General features: G+C 70.3%; 1 protein-coding gene (running past one end of the window). It reads left to right on the top strand.

All coding sequences use genetic code 11. From position 1 onward, the window contains the following. Positions 1 to 20,280, top strand: the 3' end of a protein-coding gene (locus ACFQ9K_RS33175) for a non-ribosomal peptide synthase/polyketide synthase (RefSeq protein WP_378713616.1). It extends 23,391 nt beyond the left edge of the window; 20,280 of the gene's 43,671 nt are visible here — the last part of the coding sequence; the start codon falls outside the window, past its left edge; its stop codon occupies positions 20,278 to 20,280.

Raw genomic sequence — 20,280 nt, 5'->3', positions numbered from 1 at the left:
GAGTACTTGGGCCGCACCGACTTCCAGGTGAAGCTGCGTGGCCTGCGGATCGAACTCGGCGAGATCGAGACGGCGCTGACGGCGCTGGACGAGGTCGCCCAGGCGGTCGTGGTGGTCCGCGGCGACCAGCACACCGGCGATCAGCTCGTCGCGTATGTCGTTCCCGCGCCGAACGTCCGGGTGGACACCGAGCTGCTGCGCGAGGACCTCGCCGAGCGGCTGCCCGCGTACATGGTGCCGTCGATGGTGCTGGTACTCGACGAGTTCCCGCTCAACGCCTCCGGCAAGCTCGATCGCAAGGCGCTGCCCGCGCCGGTGTTCGAGGCCGCGGTGTTCCGCGCGCCGACCACGCCGGTCGAGGAGATCGTCGCGGCGACCTTCGCCGAGGTGCTCGGCCTGGAACGGGTCGGGCTGGACGACGACTTCTTCGCGCTCGGCGGTAACTCGCTGACCGCCACCCAGGTGGCCGCGCGGCTGTCCGCCGCGCTGGACGCCGATCTCGGGGTCCGGGAACTGTTCGAGGCGTCCACGGTGGTCGCGCTCGCGGCCAGGGCGGAGACGCACACCGGCGCGGGCGCCAGGGCGGCGCTCGCGCCGCAGCAGCGGCCCGACCTGGTGCCGCTGTCGCTGGCGCAGCAGCGGATGTGGTTCCTCAACCGGTTCGATCCGGACTCGGCGGTGGACAACATCCCGGCCGCGGTGCGGCTGTCCGGCCTGCTGGACCGGCAGGCGTTGCAGATCGCGGTCGCCGACGTGCTGGCCAGGCACGAGTCGCTGCGCACCTTCTATCCGGAGGTGGACGGCGCCGCGCATCAGGTGACCGTGCCCACCGCCAAGGTGATCCCGGACCTCGCGCCGTTCGACGTGACCGAGGCCGAACTGCCGCAACGGCTTTCCGAGCTGGTGCTGACCGCGTTCGACGTCACCGCCGAGGTGCCGTTCCGGGCCAGGCTGTTCGAGGTCAGCCCGACCGAGCACATCCTCGCCCTGGTGGTGCACCACATCTCGGCCGACGGTTTCTCCATGGGCCCGCTGACCCGGGACGTGATGACCGCCTACGGCGCCCGCGTCGAAGGCGGCGAACCCGCTTGGCGGCCACTGGAAGTGCAGTACGCCGACTTCGCGCTGTGGCAGCGCGCGGTCCTCGGCGACGAGGACGATCCGGAATCGGTGATCGCCCAGCAGATCGCGTACTGGTCGAACTCGCTGGCCGGGCTGCCCGATCAGCTCGACCTGCCGACCGACCGGCCGCGACCCGCGGTCGCCTCCGGTCGCGGCGCGACGCACAGCTTCGAGATCGACGCCGAAACCCATGCCAGGCTCACCGAATTGGCCCGCACCCGGGGCGCGACGCTGTTCATGGTCACGCATACCGCGCTGGCCGTGCTGCTCGCCCGCCTCTCCGGCGAGGACGACATCGCCATCGGTACCCCGGTGGCCGGTCGTGGCGAGCGCGCGCTCGACGACCTGATCGGCATGTTCGTCAACACCCTGGTGCTGCGGACCCCGATCGACAGCGGAGCCACGTTCACCGATCTGCTGCGCACGGTGCGCGCCACCGACATCGCGGCGTTCGGGCACGCGGACCTGCCGTTCGAGCGGCTGGTCGAGATCCTGAACCCGGCCCGCTCGCAGGCGCGGCACCCGCTGTTCCAGGTGCTGCTCTCGTTCCAGAACCTCGGCCAGAACAGCCTCGAACTGCCCGGGCTGACGGTCAGCGGCGTCGAATTGCCGATCGACACGGCGAAGTTCGATCTGCAACTGACGTTGTCGGAGAAGAACGCGACCCAGGCGGCGAACGGCGCGCACGCGGCCCCGGCCGGGATCAGCGCCGAATTCATCTACGCCACGGATCTTTTCGATCCGGAGACGATGGCGGAGCTCGGGCAGCGGTTCACCCGTCTGCTGGGAGCGCTTGCGGCGGAACCGGATCGGCCGATCGGCGATATCACGCTGCTGGACGAGCGGGAGACCGAGCAGGCGCTGCGCGGCTGGAACGACACCGCGCGGGACCTCGGTGCGCCGAGCACGCTGGTCGCCGAGTTCGCCGCTCAGGCTCAGGCCACGCCGGACGCGGTCGCCGTCGTCGACCCGGCCACCGGCAACTCGTTGAGCTACGCCGAGTTCGGTGCGCGCGTGCATCGGTTGGCGCACAAGCTGATCGAGGCCGGTGTCGGCCCCGAGTCGCTGGTCGCCCTCGGCCTGCGGCGCTCGGTCGACCTGGTGGTCGCCGCGTACGCCGTGCACGAGGCCGGTGGCGGTTACGTGCCGCTCGACCTCGACCAGCCCGCCGACCGGGTGAACTACGTGCTGGATTCCGCGGATCCGGTGTGCGTGCTGACCACGTCCCGCGACGCGTTCGAGGCCGGCGGCCGGACCGTGCTGTCGATCGATGAGCTGGACCTGTCCGGCTACTCGGACGAGCCGGTCACCGACGCCGATCGGATCGCGCCGCTGCTGCCGCAGCATCCGGCGTATGTGATCTTCACGTCCGGCTCGACCGGTCGCCCGAAGGGCGTCGCGGTGCCGCACGCCGCCGTGGTCAACCAGATCCGCTGGATCACCGGCGAGTACGGCATCGGCGCCGAGGACATCGTGCTGTTCAAGACGCCGGCCACGTTCGACGTGTCGGTGTGGGAGCTGTTCGGCCCGATGACCACCGGCGGCCGCATCGTGGTGGCCAGCGCGGACGGGCATCGCGATCCGCAGTACCTCGCGGATGTGATCGCCGCCGAACGCGTCACCATGACCTCGTTCGTGCCGTCGATGCTCACCGTGTTCGCCGGCAATGTCGACGCCACCGGTGGCCGTGCCGCGCTCGCCTCGCTGCGGACCCTGTTCGTGGCCGGTGAGGCGTTCACCGCCGAGGCGGTCGAGGCGATCCGCCGGGTCAGCTCGGCGGAGCTATTCAACCTGTACGGACCGACGGAATTCACCGTGCACGCCACGCACGGCCCGGTGGCCGAGGATGTGACCGGAGCGGTGCCCATCGGTCTGCCGGTGTGGAACGCCCAGGCCTACGTGCTGGATGCCCGGCTGAAGCCGGTGCCGTCCGGTGTCGCCGGTGAGCTGTACCTGGCCGGCGCACAGCTGGCGCGCGGCTACTTCGGCCGCGCCGACCTGACCGCGGATCGCTTCGTGGCCAACCCGTTCGGTGCCGACGGCGCCCGGATGTACCGCACCGGTGACCTGGTCACCCGGGACGACACCGGCGCCATCGTCTACATCGGCCGCACCGACTTCCAGGTGAAGCTGCGCGGCCTGCGGATCGAGCTCGGCGAGATCGAAACCGCGCTCACCGCACACGATTCGGTGGCCCAGTCGGTCGCCATGGTGCGCTCGGACGCGCACACCGGCGATCAGCTGGTCGGCTATGTGGTGCCGGCCGGCGGGGCGACGGTGGATGTGGACGAACTCCGCGCCCACCTGGCCGGCCGCCTGCCGTCCTACATGGTCCCGGCCGCGCTGGTGGTGCTCGACGCCATGCCGCTCAACCCGAACGGCAAGCTGGACCGGCGCGCGCTGCCCGAACCCGCCTTCGAGGCAAGGGAATTCCGCGCGCCCTCGACCCCGATCGAAGAGATCGTGGCGAACACCTTCGCCGAGGTGCTCGGCCTGACCGGCACCGACGGTGAACGCGCCGTCGGCGTCGACGACGACTTCTTCGAGCTTGGCGGCAACTCGCTCATCGCCACCCAGGTGGTCGCCCGCCTCGGCGCTGCGCTGGACACCCGGGTGCCGGTGCGGATGCTGTTCGAGGCGCCGACCGTGGCGGCGCTGGCCGCTCGGATGGAGGCGCACCAGGGCACCGGGCGCCGCCGCGAGCTCGTCGCGGGACCGCGTCCGGCCCGGATTCCGCTGTCGCTCGCGCAGCAGCGGATGTGGTTCCTCAACCGGTTCGACACCGACTCGGCGGTCAACAACATCCCGCTCGCGGTGCGGCTCACCGGCTCGCTCGACACGGACGCGCTGCGCCGAGCGGTGGCCGACGTGGTGGACCGGCACGAGGTGCTGCGCACCGTCTACCCGGAAACCGCCGACGGTCAAGGCGTTCAGGTCGTGCTGCCCGCCGGGCAGGAAACCATCGATCTGACCCCGATCGAGGTGTCCGAGACCGAAATCCAGGACCGGGTCAGCGAATTGGTGCTGACCGGCTTCGACGTCACCGCCGAGGTGCCGGTGCGCGCCCAGCTGTTCCGGGTGGCCGGGTCGATGGACGGCTCGCAGCCCGACACGCACGTGCTGGTCTTCGTGGTGCACCACATCTCCGGCGACGGCTGGTCGGTCCGGCCGCTGGCCCGCGACGTGATGATCGCCTACGCGGCCCGCTCGCGCGGCGAGGCCCCGGCCTGGTCGCCGCTGCCGGTGCAGTACGCCGACTACGCGCTGTGGCAGCGGGAAACCCTTGGCTCCGAGGACGATCCGGCTTCGCTGATCGCGCAGCAGGTCGCCTACTGGTCCGCGGGCCTGGCCGGGCTGCCCGATCAGCTCGACCTGCCGTCGGATCGCTCACGACCCGCCGTCGCGTCCAATCGCGGTGGGGTGTACGAGTTCGCGCTCGACGCCCAGCTGCTGCGCGACCTGAACGCGCTGGCCAGGGAGCACGGCGCGAGCCTGTTCATGGTGGTGCACGCCGCGTTCGCCGCGCTGCTGGCCCGGCTGTCCGGTAGCGACGACATCGCCATCGGCACCGCGGTCGCCGGGCGCGGCGAGGCCGTGCTCGACGACGCCATCGGCATGTTCGTCAACACGCTCGTGCTGCGCACCGAGGTCGATCCCGCGGCGCCGTTCGCGGATCTGGTCGCCCGCACCAAGGACCGCGACCTGGCCGCCTTCGGGCACGCGGACCTGCCGTTCGAGCGGCTGGTCGAGATCCTGAACCCGGCCCGCTCGCAGGCTCGGCACCCGCTGTTCCAGGTGATGCTGTCGTTCCAGAACACCGGGGAGGCCGCGTTCGAGCTGCCCGGTCTCGAGGTGGCCGGCGTGCCGCTGGACGTGGTGACGGCCAAGTTCGATCTGCACCTGAGCCTGTCCGACCGGTTCGACGCCGAGGGCTCCGCCGACGGCATGACCGCCGAATTCGCCTACGCGACGGACATGTTCGACGCAGGCACGATCGCTCGGGTCGCGGAACGGCTGGTCCGGCTGTTGACCGCCGTGGTCGCGGATCCGTCCGTGGCGATCGGCGATGTCGAGCTGCTTGACTCGGCCGAGCACGCGCAGGTGGTCGCGCGCTGGAACGACACCGCGCACGCGGTGGACGAGTCGGCGACGCTGGTGTCGATGTTCGAGGCGCAGGTCGCGCGGACCCCGGACGCGACCGCGGTGACCTTCGAGGGGACGAGTCTGTCCTACGCCGAGTTCTCGGCGCGGGTGAATCGCCTTGCGCGGCACCTGATCTCGCTGGGTGTCGGACCGGACTCGATGGTGGCGCTCGGTATGCGCCGGTCGATCGACCTGGTCGTCGGCATGTACGCGGTCGGCGTCGCCGGCGGCGCCTACGTGCCGCTGGATCCCGATCACCCGGCCGAGCGCACCCACTACGTGCTCGATACCGCGCGACCGGTCTGCGTGCTGACCACCGCGCGCGACGAGTTCGACGCGGGGAGCACGCCCGCCGTCGAGATCGATCGCCGCGCGCTGGCGGACTACTCGGACGCGCCGGTGACCGACGCGGATCGTCGTGCGCCGCTGCGCCCGTCGAACACCGCGTACGTCATCTTCACCTCCGGTTCCACCGGCAGGCCGAAGGGCGTCGCGGTCAGCCACGGCTCGATCGTCAACCGCCTGGTGTGGATGCAGGCCGAGTACGACCTGCAACGCAACGATGTGGTGTTGCAGAAGACGCCCGCCACGTTCGACGTGTCGGTGTGGGAGTTCTTCTGGCCCTTGCAGATCGGCGCCCGCCTGGTCGTCGCGAAGCCGGACGGTCACCGCGATCCCGGCTACCTGGTTCAGGTGATCACCGAGCAAGCGGTCACCACCGCGCACTTCGTGCCGTCCATGCTCTCGGTGTTCGTCGCCGAGCAGCGCGCGGACGAATGCACCAGCCTGGTCAACGTGTTCGCCTCCGGTGAGGCGCTGCCCGCGGCCACCGCGCAGCGGATGCAGGAACTGACCGGCGCGCGGTTGCACAACCTGTACGGCCCGACCGAGGCCGCCGTCGACGTCACCTTCCACGAGGTGGACGAGGCCGACGCGGTGTCCGTGCCGATCGGCGCCCCCGTGTTCAACACCCAGGTGTACGTGCTGGATTCGCGCCTGCACCCGGTGCCGGTGGGTGTCGCGGGTGAGCTGTATCTCGCCGGCGCGCAGCTGGCGCGCGGCTATGTCGCGCGTCCGGAGCTGACCGCGGATCGGTTCGTGGCCAACCCGTTCGGCGCCGACGGCGAGCGCATGTACCGCACCGGTGACCTCGTCACCTGGACCGCGGCCGGTGAGCTGGAGTACCTGGGCCGCACCGACTTCCAGGTGAAGCTGCGCGGTCTGCGGATCGAGCTCGGCGAGATCGAATCCGCGCTCACCGCACTGGATTCCATCGCGCAGGCCGTGGTGGTGGTCCGCTCGGACGACCGCCTCGGCGACCAGCTCGTCGGCTACGTCGTGCCCGCCGCGGGTCAGGCGATCGACCTCGACGGCGTGCGCGCCGAACTGGGCGGCGAGCTGCCCGCGTACATGGTGCCGTCGGCCTTCGTGGTGCTCGACGCGTTCCCGCTCAACGCCTCCGGCAAGCTCGACCGCAAGGCGCTGCCCGCGCCGGTGTTCGAGGCCAAGGTGTTCCGCGCGCCGTCCACCCCGATCGAGGAGATCGTCGCGGGCACCTTCGGCGACGTGCTCGGCGTCGCCCGGGTCGGCCTGGACGACGACTTCTTCGAACTCGGCGGCAACTCGCTGCTGGCCACCCAGGTGACCGCGCGGCTCGGCGCCGCGCTGGACACCCGCCTGGCGGTCCGCGACCTGTTCGAGGCGTCGACGGTGGCCGCGCTGGCCACCAGGGTCGAGCACAACGCCGGGTCCGGCAGGCAGCGGCCGAAGCTGGAGACGGGGGAGCGCCCCGCGCGGATCCCGCTGTCGCCGGCCCAGCAGCGCTACTGGTTCCTCAACCAGTTCGACACGACCACGTCGGCGGTCGACAACATCCCGCTGGCCGTGCGGTTGTCCGGCGCGCTGGACGTCGCGGCGCTGGAGCAGGCCATCGGCGACGTGTTCGCCCGGCACGAGGTGCTGCGCACCACCTACCCGCGCTCCGCCGAGGGGCCGCACCAGGTGATCCGTCCCGCGGCTCAGTCCGCGGCCGCGCTCACCCCGGTCGACGTCACCGAGGCCGATCTGCTCAACGCGGTCATCGCGTTCGCGCTGACCACCTTCGACGTCACCGTCGAGGTGCCCCTGGCCGTGGCGCTGTTCCGGATCGCGCCGGACGAGCACGTGCTCGCCTTCACCGTGCACCACGTGGCGGCCGACGGCTCCTCGATGGGCCCGCTGGCCCGCGACGTGATGGCCGCCTATGTGGCCCGTGTGCAAGGCGATGTGCCGCAGTGGCTTCCGCTGCCGGTGCAGTACGCCGACTACGCGCTGTGGCAGCGCGCGGTGCTCGGTTCCGAGGACGACCCGCAATCCCTGGCCGCCCAGCAGGTCGCCTACTGGCAGAGCGCGCTGGCCGGGCTGCCGGATCAGCTGGAACTGCCCGCCGACCGGCCGCGCCCGCCGGCGCAGTCGTTCCACGGCAAGGCGATTCGCTTCGAGATCTCCCCGGAACGGCACGCCCGCCTGCACGAACTGGCCCGCGCCAACAACGCGTCGCTGTTCATGGTGGTGCACGCGGCACTGGCCGTGCTGCTCTCGCGGCTGTCCGGCACCGACGACATCGCGGTCGGCACCCCGATCGCGGGTCGCGGCGAGCGTGAACTCGACGACCTGATCGGCATGTTCGTCAACACCCTGGTCTTCCGGACCAGGGTGGCGCCGGGCGATCGGTTCGCCGACCTGCTCGCCGACGTCAAGGAACGCGACCTGGAGGCGTTCGCCAACGCCGACGTGCCGTTCGAGCGCCTCGTCGAGGTGCTCAACCCGGTCCGCTCCACCGCCCGCAATCCGCTGTTCCAGGTGGGCCTTTCGTTCCAGAACCTGGCCGAGACCACCTTCGAACTGCCGGGCCTGTCGGTGAGCGCGGTCAACTTCGACTCGCAGCTGGCCAAGACCGACCTGCACGTCACGCTGTACGACCGCTACGCCGAGGACGGCACGCCGGCCGAGATCATCACCGAATTCGGTTACGCCATCGACCTGTTCGACGAGGACACGGTTCAGGGCTTCGCGGACCGCTTCGTGCGCGTGCTCGACGCCGTGGTCGCCGACGCCACCATGCCGGTGGGCGAGATCGACCTGCTGGCCACCGACGAGCACACCCGCATCCTCAGCACCTGGAACGACACCGCGCACGAGGTCGATCCGTCCGCGACGCTGGTGTCGCTGCTCGACGCCGCGGTGGCCGCGACGCCGGACGCGGTCGCGCTCGTCGCCGACGAGCCGACCGGTCAGCAGGAGTTGACCTACGCCGAGCTGGACGCCAGGGTGAATCGCCTGGCCCGCTACCTGATCCAGCGTGGCGTCGGCCCGGAGGACCGGGTGGCGCTGGCCATCCGCCGGTCCGCCGATCTCGTGGTCGCCATGTACGCGGTGGCGAAATCCGGTGCGGCGTATGTGCCCATCGATCCGGATCAGCCGGCCGAACGGACCGACTACATCCTGGCGACCGCGGCACCGGTCTGCGTGCTGACCACCGGCCGGGACGGATTCCGCACCGCGGCAACCGAAACCGTGCAGATCGACGCGCTCGACCTGACCGTGCTCGCGCCGAGCCCGGTGACCGCGACCGAACGCCGCGGCACGCTGACTCCGGCGAACACCGCGTACGTGATCTTCACCTCCGGCTCGACCGGCCAGCCCAAGGGCGTCGCGGTGCCGCACGCCGCCATCGCCAACCAATTGCAGTGGGAGATCGCGACCTTCGGCCTCGGCGCGGACGACGCGATCCTGCTGAAGACCGCGGCCACGTTCGACCTCTCGGTGTGGGAGTTCTGGACCGCCGCCGCGTCCGGTGGGCGCCTGGTGATCTCGGCGGCCGACGGCCATCGCGATCCGGCCTACCTGAACGAGCTGATGCGCTCGACCGGCGTCACCACGCTGCACGTGGTGCCGTCGATGCTGGACTCGCTGCTCACCGAATCCGCGGGCCACCTGACGCCTTCGCTGCGCCGGGTGCTCGCCATCGGTGAGGCGCTGCCTGCCGCGACCGCGCAGCGCTTCCGCCGCGACAACGACGCCGAGCTGTTCAACCTGTACGGCCCGACCGAGGCGGCGGTGTCCATCACCAGTCACCTGGTCACCGACGCCGACGAGCTGTCGGTGTCGATCGGCGCGCCGGAGTGGAACAGCCGCGTCTACGTGCTCGACGCCAGGCTGCGGCCGGTCCCGGTCGGGGTCTCCGGCGAGTTGTACCTGGCCGGTGCGCAATTGGCGCGCGGATACTTCGGTAAGCCCGAGCTAACCGCCGACCGGTTCGTCGCCGATCCGTTCGGCGCGGCGGGCGAGCGCATGTACCGCACCGGCGACCTGGTGGCGTGGGACGCGTCCGGGGAGCTGGATTACCGTGGCCGCACCGACTTCCAGGTGAAGATCCGCGGCTTCCGGATCGAGCTCGGCGAGATCGAGGCCGCGCTGCTGCGGCAGCCGGCGATCACCGCGGCCGCCGTGCTCGCGCACACCGATCCGAGCATCGGCGACCGCCTGGTGGCCTATGTGGTGCCGCGGTCGGGTCAGCTCGACAAGCGCGGATTGCAGGCCGCGCTCGCCGCCGAGCTGCCGTCCTACATGGTGCCGTCGGTAATGGTGCAGCTGGACGCGTTGCCGCTCAACGCCAACGGCAAGCTGGACCGGAAGGCGTTGCCGCAGCCCACCTTCGAGAAGGCGGTGTTCCGCGCGCCGGTCACGCCGATCGAGCAGATCGTCGCGAACACCTTCGCCGACGTGCTGCGCATCGCCGATCGGGAAGGGGCGGAGTCGAAGCGGCTCGGCCTCGACGACGACTTCTTCGCCTGGGGCGGTAACTCGCTGCTGGCCACGCAGGTCGCGGCCCGTCTCGGCGAGGCGCTGAACACGCGGGTGCCGGTCCGGTTGATGTTCGAGGCCTCGACCGTCGCCGCGCTGGCGGTCCGGGTCGAGCAGCACGCCGACGCGGGTGGCCGCAGGGCGCTCACGGCGGGTCCACGGCCGGACCACATTCCGCTCTCGCTCGCGCAGCAGCGCATGTGGTTCCTCAACCGGTTCGACACCCAGTCGGCGGCCTACAACGTGCCGATCGCGGTGCGGCTCACCGGCGCCCTGGACGTGGCCGCGCTGCGTGCCGCGATCGCGGATCTGGTCAGCAGGCACGAGATCCTGCGCACCATCTACCCGCAGACGGACGGCGGCCCGGTGCAGGTGATCCTGCCGCCGGCCCAGGCCGTGCCGCGGCTGGAGGTGCGCGTGGTCGCGCCCGCGCAGATCGAATCCGCCGTGGTGGCACTGACGTCGACGATGTTCGACGTCACCACCGAGGTGCCGATGAAGGTCGCGCTGTTCCAGATCGCCGGGGAGGCAACGGAATCGGAGGCGGGGGCGCCTACCACCCCGGACGTGGAATACGTGCTCGCCATGGTGGTGCACCACATCTCCGGTGACGGCTCGTCGGTCGGCCCGCTGACCCGCGATCTGATGATCGCCTACGCCGCGCGCTCGGCCGGCGAGGCGCCGAACTGGGCGCCGCTCGAGGTGCAGTACGCGGACTACAGCATCTGGCAGCGTGAGCTGCTCGGCAGCGAGGACGATCCGGAGTCGCTGGCGGCCAAGCAGGTCGCCTACTGGCGCGACGCGCTGGCGGAGCTGCCGGATCAGCTGGATCTGCCGTCGGATCGGCCGCGTCCCGCGGTGCAGTCCTTCGCCGGCGGCAAGGTCGAGCTGCGCATCGACGCGCAGACCCATCAGGCGCTGATCGAGCTGGCTCGCGCCGAGGGCGCGACGCTGTTCATGGTCGTGCACACCGCGCTCGCGGTGCTGCTGGCCCGGCTCTCCGGCACCGACGACATCGCCATCGGCACGCCGATGGCGGGTCGCGGCGAGGCCGTGCTGGACGACCTGATCGGCATGTTCGTCAACACGCTGGTGTTCCGCAGCCGGATCGATGCGGGCGAGCCGTTCACCGAACTGCTTGCGCGGCAACGCGAGACCGACATCCAGGCGTTCGCCAACGCGGACGTGCCGTTCGAGCGTCTCGTCGAGGTGCTCAACCCGGTGCGCTCCACCGCGCGGCATCCGCTGTTCCAGGTGGGTCTCTCGTTCCAGAACCTGGCCAAGGCCGGGCTGGAACTGCCGGGCCTCACCGTGGCCGGACTGGATATCGACACGGCGCTGTCGCAGTTCGATCTGCACCTGATCGCGACCGACCGCTACAGCGACGCCGGCGAGCCCGAGGGCATCACCGGGTTCTTCACCTACGCCACCGACATGTTCGAGCGGGACACGGTGCAGGGCTTCGTCGATCGGTTCGCGCGCCTGATCGGGGAGATCATCGCCGCGCCGCGCACCGCGGTCGGCGATATCGAACTGCTCGCGGCCGCGGAGCGGGCGCAGCTGGTGACCGGCCGCAACGCGACCGACAACGCGGTGGATTCGTCCGCGACGCTCGTCTCGCTGCTCGACGCCTCGGTGGCGGCCGGGCCGAAGGAAGTCGCGCTGGTCACCGAGGACGGCGCGTCGATCACCTACGGCGATCTCGATGCCAGGGTGAATCGTCTTGCGCGGCATCTGATCTCGATCGGGGTCGGGCCGGAGTCGCGGGTGGCGCTGGCTTTCCGCCGCTCGGTCGATCTGGTCGTGGCGATGTACGCGGTGGCGAAGTCCGGTGGCGCGTATGTGCCGGTGGATCCGGCGCAGGCCGCCGAGCGGACGAGCTACATCCTCGAGACTGCGGCGCCGGTGTGTGTGCTGAGCAATGCCGATGCCGGGTTCGCCACCGATGTCGCGCCCGTAGTGCGGATCGATGAGCTGGATCTGGCCGAGGTGGACAAGGCCGTCATCACCGATGCCGATCGTGTCTCGCCGTTGCGTCCGGAGAATACGGCCTATGTGATTTTCACGTCGGGTTCGACGGGTCGGCCCAAGGGTGTTGCGGTGTCGCATGCGGCGATCGCGAATCAGTTGCAGTGGAAGGTGACCGAGTTCGGTCTCGATGCCGCTGATGCGATTTTGCTGAAGACCGCTGCCACGTTCGACCTTTCGGTGTGGGAGTTCTGGTCTGCGGCGGTGTGTGGTGGCCGTTTGGTGATCGCGGCCCCGGATGGTCATCAGGATCCGGCGTATCTGAATGAGTTGATGGCGCGTGAGTGGGTGACCACGTTGCATGTGGTGCCGTCGATGCTCGACGCGCTCACCGCCGGTGATTTCCCGAACTCGCTGTGGCGGGTGCTGGCGATCGGTGAGGCGCTGCCGGGTGCGCTGGCGCAGCGGTTCGTGCGGGAGCACTCGCGGACCGAGCTGTTCAACCTCTACGGTCCGACCGAGGCCGCCGTCTCGATCACCAGTCATCGGGTGACCAGGGCGGACGAGACCTCGGTGCCGATCGGCCTGCCGGAGTGGAACAGCCAGGTCTTCGTGCTGGATGCACGACTGCGGCCGGTGCCGGTCGGTGTCTCCGGTGAGCTGTATCTGGCCGGTGCCCAGCTGGCGCGTGGTTACTTCGGTCGGGCGGATTTGACCGCGGATCGGTTCGTGGCCAACCCGTTCCAGACCGGTGTGCGGATGTACCGCACCGGTGACCTGGTGGCCTGGAATGCCGCCGGTGAGCTGGAGTATCGGGGCCGTACCGACTTCCAGGTGAAGATCCGCGGCTTCCGCATCGAGCTGGGGGAGATCGAGGCCGCGCTGCTGGCGCTGCCGGGGATCGCGCAGACCGCGGTGGTCGCCAAGTCCGATCCGAAGACCGGTGACCGGCTGGTCGCGTACCTGGTGCCGTCGAACGGTGCGGTCGATGTCGCACAGGTGAAGTCGGCGCTCATCGACGGTCTGCCGTCGTACATGGTGCCCGCGGCGTTCGTGGTGCTGGATGCGTTGCCGTTGAACGTGAACGGCAAGCTGGATCGGAAGGCGTTGCCGGAGCCGGAGTTCGAGGCTCAGGTGTTCCGTGCGCCGTCGACGCCGATCGAGGAGATCGTGGCGTCGGTGTTCGCCGAGGTGCTCGGTGTCGATCAGGTCGGCGCCGACGATGATTTCTTCGGTCTCGGTGGTAACTCGCTGCTGGCCACCCAGGTCGCCGCGCGGATCGGCGCCGCGCTCGATTCGCGGGTGCCGGTGCGTGCCCTGTTCGAGGCGTCGACCGTGTCCGGCCTGGCCGTGAAGGTCGAACAGCACGCCGGTGCCGGTGGCCGTCGCGCCCTGGTGGCGGGTCCGCGCCCGGAACAGATTCCGCTGTCGCTGGCGCAGCAGCGGATGTGGTTCCTGAACCAGTTCGACGTCGCCTCGGCCGTCAACAACATCCCGGTGGCCGTGCGGCTGACCGGCGACCTCGATGTCACCGCGCTGCAAGAGGCGGTCGGGGACGTCATCGCCAGGCACGAGACGCTGCGCACGGTGTACCCGGAGCAGGGACGCGCGGCGAGCCAGGTGATCCTGACCGCCGAGCAGTCGGTGCCGGACCTGACGCCGGAAGACGTTGCCGTCGAAGACATTCAGCAGCGGATCGTGGACGTGATCGCCGCCGGATTCGACGTGACCGCGGAGATCCCGTTGCGGGCCAAGCTGTTCCGGATCAGCGACGGCGAATACGTGCTGGTGTTCGTTGTGCATCACATCAGCGCGGACGGCTGGTCCATGGGCCCGCTGACCCGCGACGTGATGCTCGCCTACGCGGCCCGCTCGAACGGGGTGCCGCCGGGCTGGGCGCCGCTGCCGGTGCAGTACGCGGACTTCAGCCTCTGGCAGCGCGACGTGCTCGGTTCCGAGGCCGATCCGGCCAGCCTGATCTCCCAGCAGGCCGAGTACTGGCGGGCCGCGCTGGCCGGGCTGCCGGACGAGCTGAACCTGCCCGCCGACCGGAGCAGGCCGACCACCCAGTCGTTCGCCGGCGGCCGCGTGGTGTTCCCGATCGACGGCGAGCTGCACCGCAGGCTCACCGAGATCGCGCGGGAACAGAACGCGACCATGTTCATGGTGGTGCACGCCGCGCTCGCGTTGTTCCTGGCGCGGATGTCCGGCACCGACGACATCGCCATCGGCACGCCGATCGCGGGTCGTGGCGAGGCCGAACTCGATGACGTGATCGGCATGTTCGTGAACACGCTGGTGTTGCGTTCGCACATCGAGGGCGATCTCACCTTCGGCGAGTTGCTGGCCCGCACCAAGGACGCGGATCTGCAGGCGTTCGCGCATGCCGACCTGCCGTTCGAGCGGCTGGTGGAACTGCTCAACCCGGAGCGCTCGACCGCGCGGCACCCGCTGTTCCAGGTGGCGCTGTCGTTCGAGAACCTGCCGGAGACGAGCTTCGAGCTGCCCGGATTGCACGTCAGCGCGGTCGATTTCGACGTGGACACGGCGAAATTCGATCTGTCCCTGACCATCCGGGAGGCCGCCGCCACCGACGACGCGGGCATGTACGCCGAGTTCTCCTTCGCCCGTGACCTGTTCGACGACGCCACGGTCGAGGTGTTCGCGCAGCGGTTCACCCGCCTGCTCGACGCCATCGCGACCGAACGCGACCTGCCGATCGGTGACCTGCCGCTGCTCGACGCGGACGAGTACGAGCTGCTCACGCACGTGCACGGCGAAGACGTGATGGCCACCGGGCTGCTGCCGGATCTGTTGCAGCGCGGCGCCAAGCTGAACCCGGAGCAGATCGCGGTCCGCTACCAGGGCCGGTCGATCACCTACCGCGAGCTCGACGAGTACTCCTCGCGGCTGGCGCGGGTGCTGATCGAACGCGGCGTCGGTCCGGAACGCATTGTGGCGCTGTCGTTCCCGCGTTCCTACGAGATGGTCGCGGCGTTCTGGGCGGTGGCGAAGGCGGGCGGCGCGCACGTGCCGGTCGACCCGACCTACCCCGAAGACCGCATGCGGCACATGATCAACGACTCCGGCGCGGTCATCGGCATCACCGCGACCGAGCACGTGGATCGCCTGCCGCGCGACGTCGAATGGCTGCGCCTGGACGATCCGGCGCTCGGTGCGCTGATCGAGGCCAAGTCGCCGGACTCGGTCACCGACGCGGACCGGATCTCCTCGCTGGCCATGCGGCACCCGGTGTATGTCATCTACACCTCGGGTTCGACGGGTATGCCCAAGGGCGTCACCGTGACCCACGCGGGCATGGGCGGCCTGGTCGGTGTCGCGACCGACCTGTACCAGCTCGAGGCGCACCACCGATTCCTGCACATCTGCTCGCCGAGCTTCGACCCGTCGGTGCTCGAATGGCTGTGTGCCGCCTACACCGGCGCGACGCTGGTGATCGTGCCGTCGACCATCATCGGCGGCCCGGACCTGGCCGAGCTGCTGCGCACGGAGCGGGTGACGCACACGATCATCACGCCCGCGGTGCTCGGCACGGTGGATCCGGCGGGCATGGAGGCGCTCGAGGTCGCCTCCGTCGGTGGCGATGTCACCACGCCGGAGTTGCTGGCCAAGTGGTACCCGGGCCGCAAGTACTTCAATGCCTACGGTCCGACCGAGACGACGATCATCTCGTCCTACGCGAGCCTGACCCCGGGACGGCACGTCACCATCGGCCTGCCGGTGCGCGGCATGTCGGCGCTGGTGCTGGACAACCGGCTCAACCCGGTGCCGCCGGGCGTCGCGGGCGAGCTCTACCTCGCCGGTGGCGCGGTGGCGCGGGGTTACCACAACCGCCCCGACCTCACCTCGGAGCGGTTCGTCGCCAACCCGTGGAGCAACGAGGGCGCGCGGATGTACCGCACCGGTGACGTGGTGCGCTGGTTCGCCGAGCCGGGCGAGCGCGCGGGTAATGCCGCGGTGCCCGAGGTGCGCTGGGAGCTGGACTACGTCGGACGCTCGGACTTCCAGGTGAAGATCCGCGGCTTCCGCATCGAGCTCGGCGAGATCGACACCGTGCTCGCGGCCCATCCGGACGTCGAGTTCGCGATCACGCTCGGCAAGGAGACCGCGGCGGGCGCCACGATTCTGGTGTCCTATGTGCTCGCGGTGCCCGGCCACGAGATCGACCCGGCCCGGCTGAGCGAGCACGCCGCGCGCAGCCTGCCGCCGCACATGGTGCCGTCGGCGATCATGGTGCTCGACGAGATCCCGCTGACCCCGGTCGGCAAGCTCGATCGCCGGGCGCTGCCCGAGCCGGTGCTCGCGCCGCGCGAGTTCCGGGCGCCGGCCAGCGAAGTCGAGGCGGTCATCGCCGAGGTGTTCGCCGAGGTGCTCGGGGTCGAGCAGATCGGCCTGGACGACTCGTTCTTCGCGCTCGGCGGCGACAGCATCCTGTCCATCCAGCTGGTGTCGCGGGCCAAGGCGCGCGGCGTGGTGTTCTCCCCGCGCGACGTGTTCGAGCGACGCAGCGTGGCCTCGCTGGCCGAGGTCGCCACGCTCGGAGCGGGCGCGGAACAGATCACCCTGGAGGAGCTGCCCGGTGGCGGGGTCGGCGAGATTCCGCTGACGCCGATCATGACGCAGATCCTGGCGAGCGGCTCGTCCTACGAACGCTTCTCGCAGACGATGGCGTTGCGCCTGCCGGACGGCATCGACCGGGCGACGCTGGTCGGAACCATCGCGGCGGTGTTCGATCACCACGACGTGCTGCGGACGCGGTTGCGCCGCACCGGCGATCGGTGGGCGTTCGAGGCGCTGGCGACCGGCGCGGTCGACGTGGATGCCCTGGTGCATCGGGTCGAGCTGGCCGCCGACGTGGACGACGCGGAGCTGAAGCGGGTCGGCAGTGCGGCATTCGACGCCGCGCTCGGCCGCCTGGATCCGGCGAATGCTGTGATGGCGCAGTTCATTTGGTTCGCGTTCGAGGGTGAGCGGCGGGATGTGCTGCTGATCGTCGCGCACCACTTCGTGGTCGACGGTGTGTCGTGGCGCATCCTGATTCCGGACTTCGCGGTCGCGTGGTCGCAGCTGGCCGCCGGTCAGCAGGTTGCGTTGCCCGCCAACGGAACCTCGATGCGGCGCTGGGCGCACAGTTTGGTCGAGGCGGCGACCTCGCCCAGGCGGGTCGCGGAACTGCCGTTCTGGCAGCAGGTTTCGACCACGCCGGATCCGTTGCTCGGGTCGCGTCCGTTCGATCCGGCGGTGGATACCTTCGCCACGGTCGAGCGGGTCGAGGTCACGCTGCCCGCCGAGGTCACCGACGCGGTGCTCACCGCCATCCCCGGCCTCTACCGCGGCGGGGTGAACGACGGGCTGCTGTCCGCGCTGGCCATGGCGGTCGCGCGCTGGCGCGGCACCGGTTCCGCCGCGCTCGTGAAGCTCGAGGGGCACGGCCGGGAAGAGGAAGTCGTTCCCGGCGCGGATCTTTCGCGCACGGTCGGCTGGTTCACCACGGCCTACCCGGTCCGGCTCGATCTGGGCGGCGCCGATCTGTCCGACGCGTTCGCCGGTGGCGCCGCGCTCGGCGAGATCGTGAAGTCGATCAAGGAGCAGCTGCTCGCGGTGCCGGACAAGGGTCTCGGGTACGGCCTGCTGCGGCACCTGAACCCGGCGACCGGTCAGCGACTGGGCGCCGCGGGGCAGATCAGCTTCAACTACCTGGGTCGCATGTCCGCCGGGGAGATCCCCGAGCAGCTCGCCGAGATCGGCTGGGTGCCGGTGTCGGACCTCGGCCAGCTCGACGGTGATCTGGATCTGGACATGCCCGCCAACGCGACGATCGACATCAACGCGATCGTCACCGACGGCGCGGACGGTCCCGAGCTCGGCGCGGCGTTCGCGTTCCCGACCGGGCTGCTGAGCAAGGAACAGGTGCAGGAGTTCGCCGACCACTGGGTCGCCGCGCTCACCGCGCTGGCCACGCACGCGAAGCGGCCGGACGCGGGTGGCTTCACCCCGTCCGACATGTCGCTGGTGCGGGTCGAGCAGACCGACATCGAGCTGTGGGAACGGAGCTACCCGGCGCTGGCCGAGGTCTGGCCGCTCTCGCCGTTGCAGTCGGGTCTGCTGTTCCACGCGATGATGACCCAGGCGACCGTCGACGTGTACACCATGCAGGCCGTGGTCGATCTCGGCGGCACGCTGGATGTCGCGCGGTTGCGTTCGGCCGCGCAGGGCATCATCGACCGCTACCCGAACCTGCGGACCGCGTTCGTCACCGACTCCGACGGGCAGGCCGTGCAGGTCGTGCTCGATCGGATCGAGGCGCCGTGGCGCGAGGTGGATCTCACCGCGCTGGCCGCGGACGAGCGGACCGCGGAACTGCGCAGGCAGGTCGCGGCCGACCAGGCGACGCACTTCGACATGGCGACGCCGCCGTTGCTGCGGTTCACCCTGTTCCGCACCGCGGAGACCCAGTGGCACCTGGCCATCACCACCCATCACATCCTGTTGGACGGCTGGTCGATGCCGCTGCTCATGCGGGATCTGCTGGTGCTGTACGCGGTGCGCGGCGATCAGACCGCACTGCCGCGGGTGGCCTCGTACCGCAACTTCCTCAGCTGGCTGGCCGGGCGGGACCGCGAGGCCTCGCTGCGCGCCTGGGCGACCGCGCTCGACGGGGTCAACGAGCCGACTCAGCTTGCGCCGCAACCGCGTTCGGCCGAGCAGTACGAGATCGGCAAGCTGGTCACCGAGCTCGACAGCGACCGCACGCGCCAACTCACCAAGCACGCCGCCGAATTGGGCGTCACGGTGAACACGCTGGTGCAGGCGGCCTGGGGCATCCTGCTCGGACGGCTCACCGGGCGTGGCGATGTGGTGTTCGGCGCCACCGTCTCCGGGCGGCCCGCCGAACTGCCGGGCGTGGAGTCGATGGTCGGCCTGTTCATCAACACGCTGCCGGTGCGGTTGCGCATCGATGACCGCCAGACCATCGGCAAGCTGCTGGAGCGGTTGCAGCACGACCAGGCCGATCTGCTCGAGCACCACTATGTGGGGCTGACCGACATCCAGCGGGTGGCGGGCACCGGATCGCTGTTCGACACGCTGCTGGTGTTCGAGTCGTATCCGATGGACAAGGAGGCCATTTCGGCCGCCAGCTCCATCGACGGCATGTCGGTGACCGGGGTCGGCGTCAACGACGCCACGCACTACCCGCTGACGCTGCTGGTCACCGCCGAGGCGACCATCGAGCTGACGCTCAAGTACCTGGGCAGCCGGTTCTCCGCGGACGAGGTGGAGATCATGTCCGCGCGGTTGATCCGGGTGCTGGATGCGCTGCTCGGTGATCCGGACGGACTGGTCGGCGACATCGATATCCTCGATGCCGGCGAGCGGGCCCGCCTGCTCGTCGAATCCGGGATCACCGCAAGCACTTCCGCGCCGGAACCGGCCGGCCGGGTCGGCGCGCACACGGTCGCGAAGGTGCTCGCCGAGGTGGTCGAGGAGGATCCGGAGGCGCCCGCGCTGCTCGCCGACGGTGACGAAATCGCCTACCACGTCCTGGATCGACGCTCCTCGCAGCTGGCGCGGGTGCTCATCGATCGGGGTGCCGGGCCGGGCGACATCGTCGCGCTGGCGCTGCCGCGTTCGCTGGACGCGGTCGTCGCGGCCTGGGCGGTGCAGAAGGCCGGTGCGGCACTGCTGTTCGCCGGTGATCTCGCCGTCGACGACCTGGTCGGTGCCGGAGCCACCTTCGGCGTCGGGTCGAAGTCGGTGCCGGACAGCCCGATTCGCTGGCTCGTCCCGGCCGACATGCAGGCCGACCTGGTCGCGGCGCCGTCGCACCCGGTCTCCTACGCCGACCGGGTCCGCCCGCTCGGCGAAGATCACCCGGCCTTCGTCGTCCCGACCGGCGACGGTGTCCTCTCGATCACGCAGACCGAGGCGCTTGCCCGGGCCGAGCATGTCCGCGAGGAGTACGGCATCGACTACGAGTCGACCACGTACACCACCGCCGCCTCCGGCCGCGCCGCCGTGCTCGAGTTCCTGGCCGCCGCCACCGCGGGCGCCCTCTCGGTCCTCCCGACCGGCGAGGTCGCCACCGACCTGGCCGACGGTGAGGTCACGCACTGGTTCGTCACCCCGAACGAGGCGACGGACGCGGCGGACGCCGAGGTCAAGATCGTGATCGCGGAGTAG

Source organism: Nocardia sp. NPDC056564, assembly GCF_042793755.1.
Classification (GTDB): domain Bacteria; phylum Actinomycetota; class Actinomycetes; order Mycobacteriales; family Mycobacteriaceae; genus Nocardia.
This window is presented reverse-complemented; position numbering and strand designations above follow the sequence as displayed.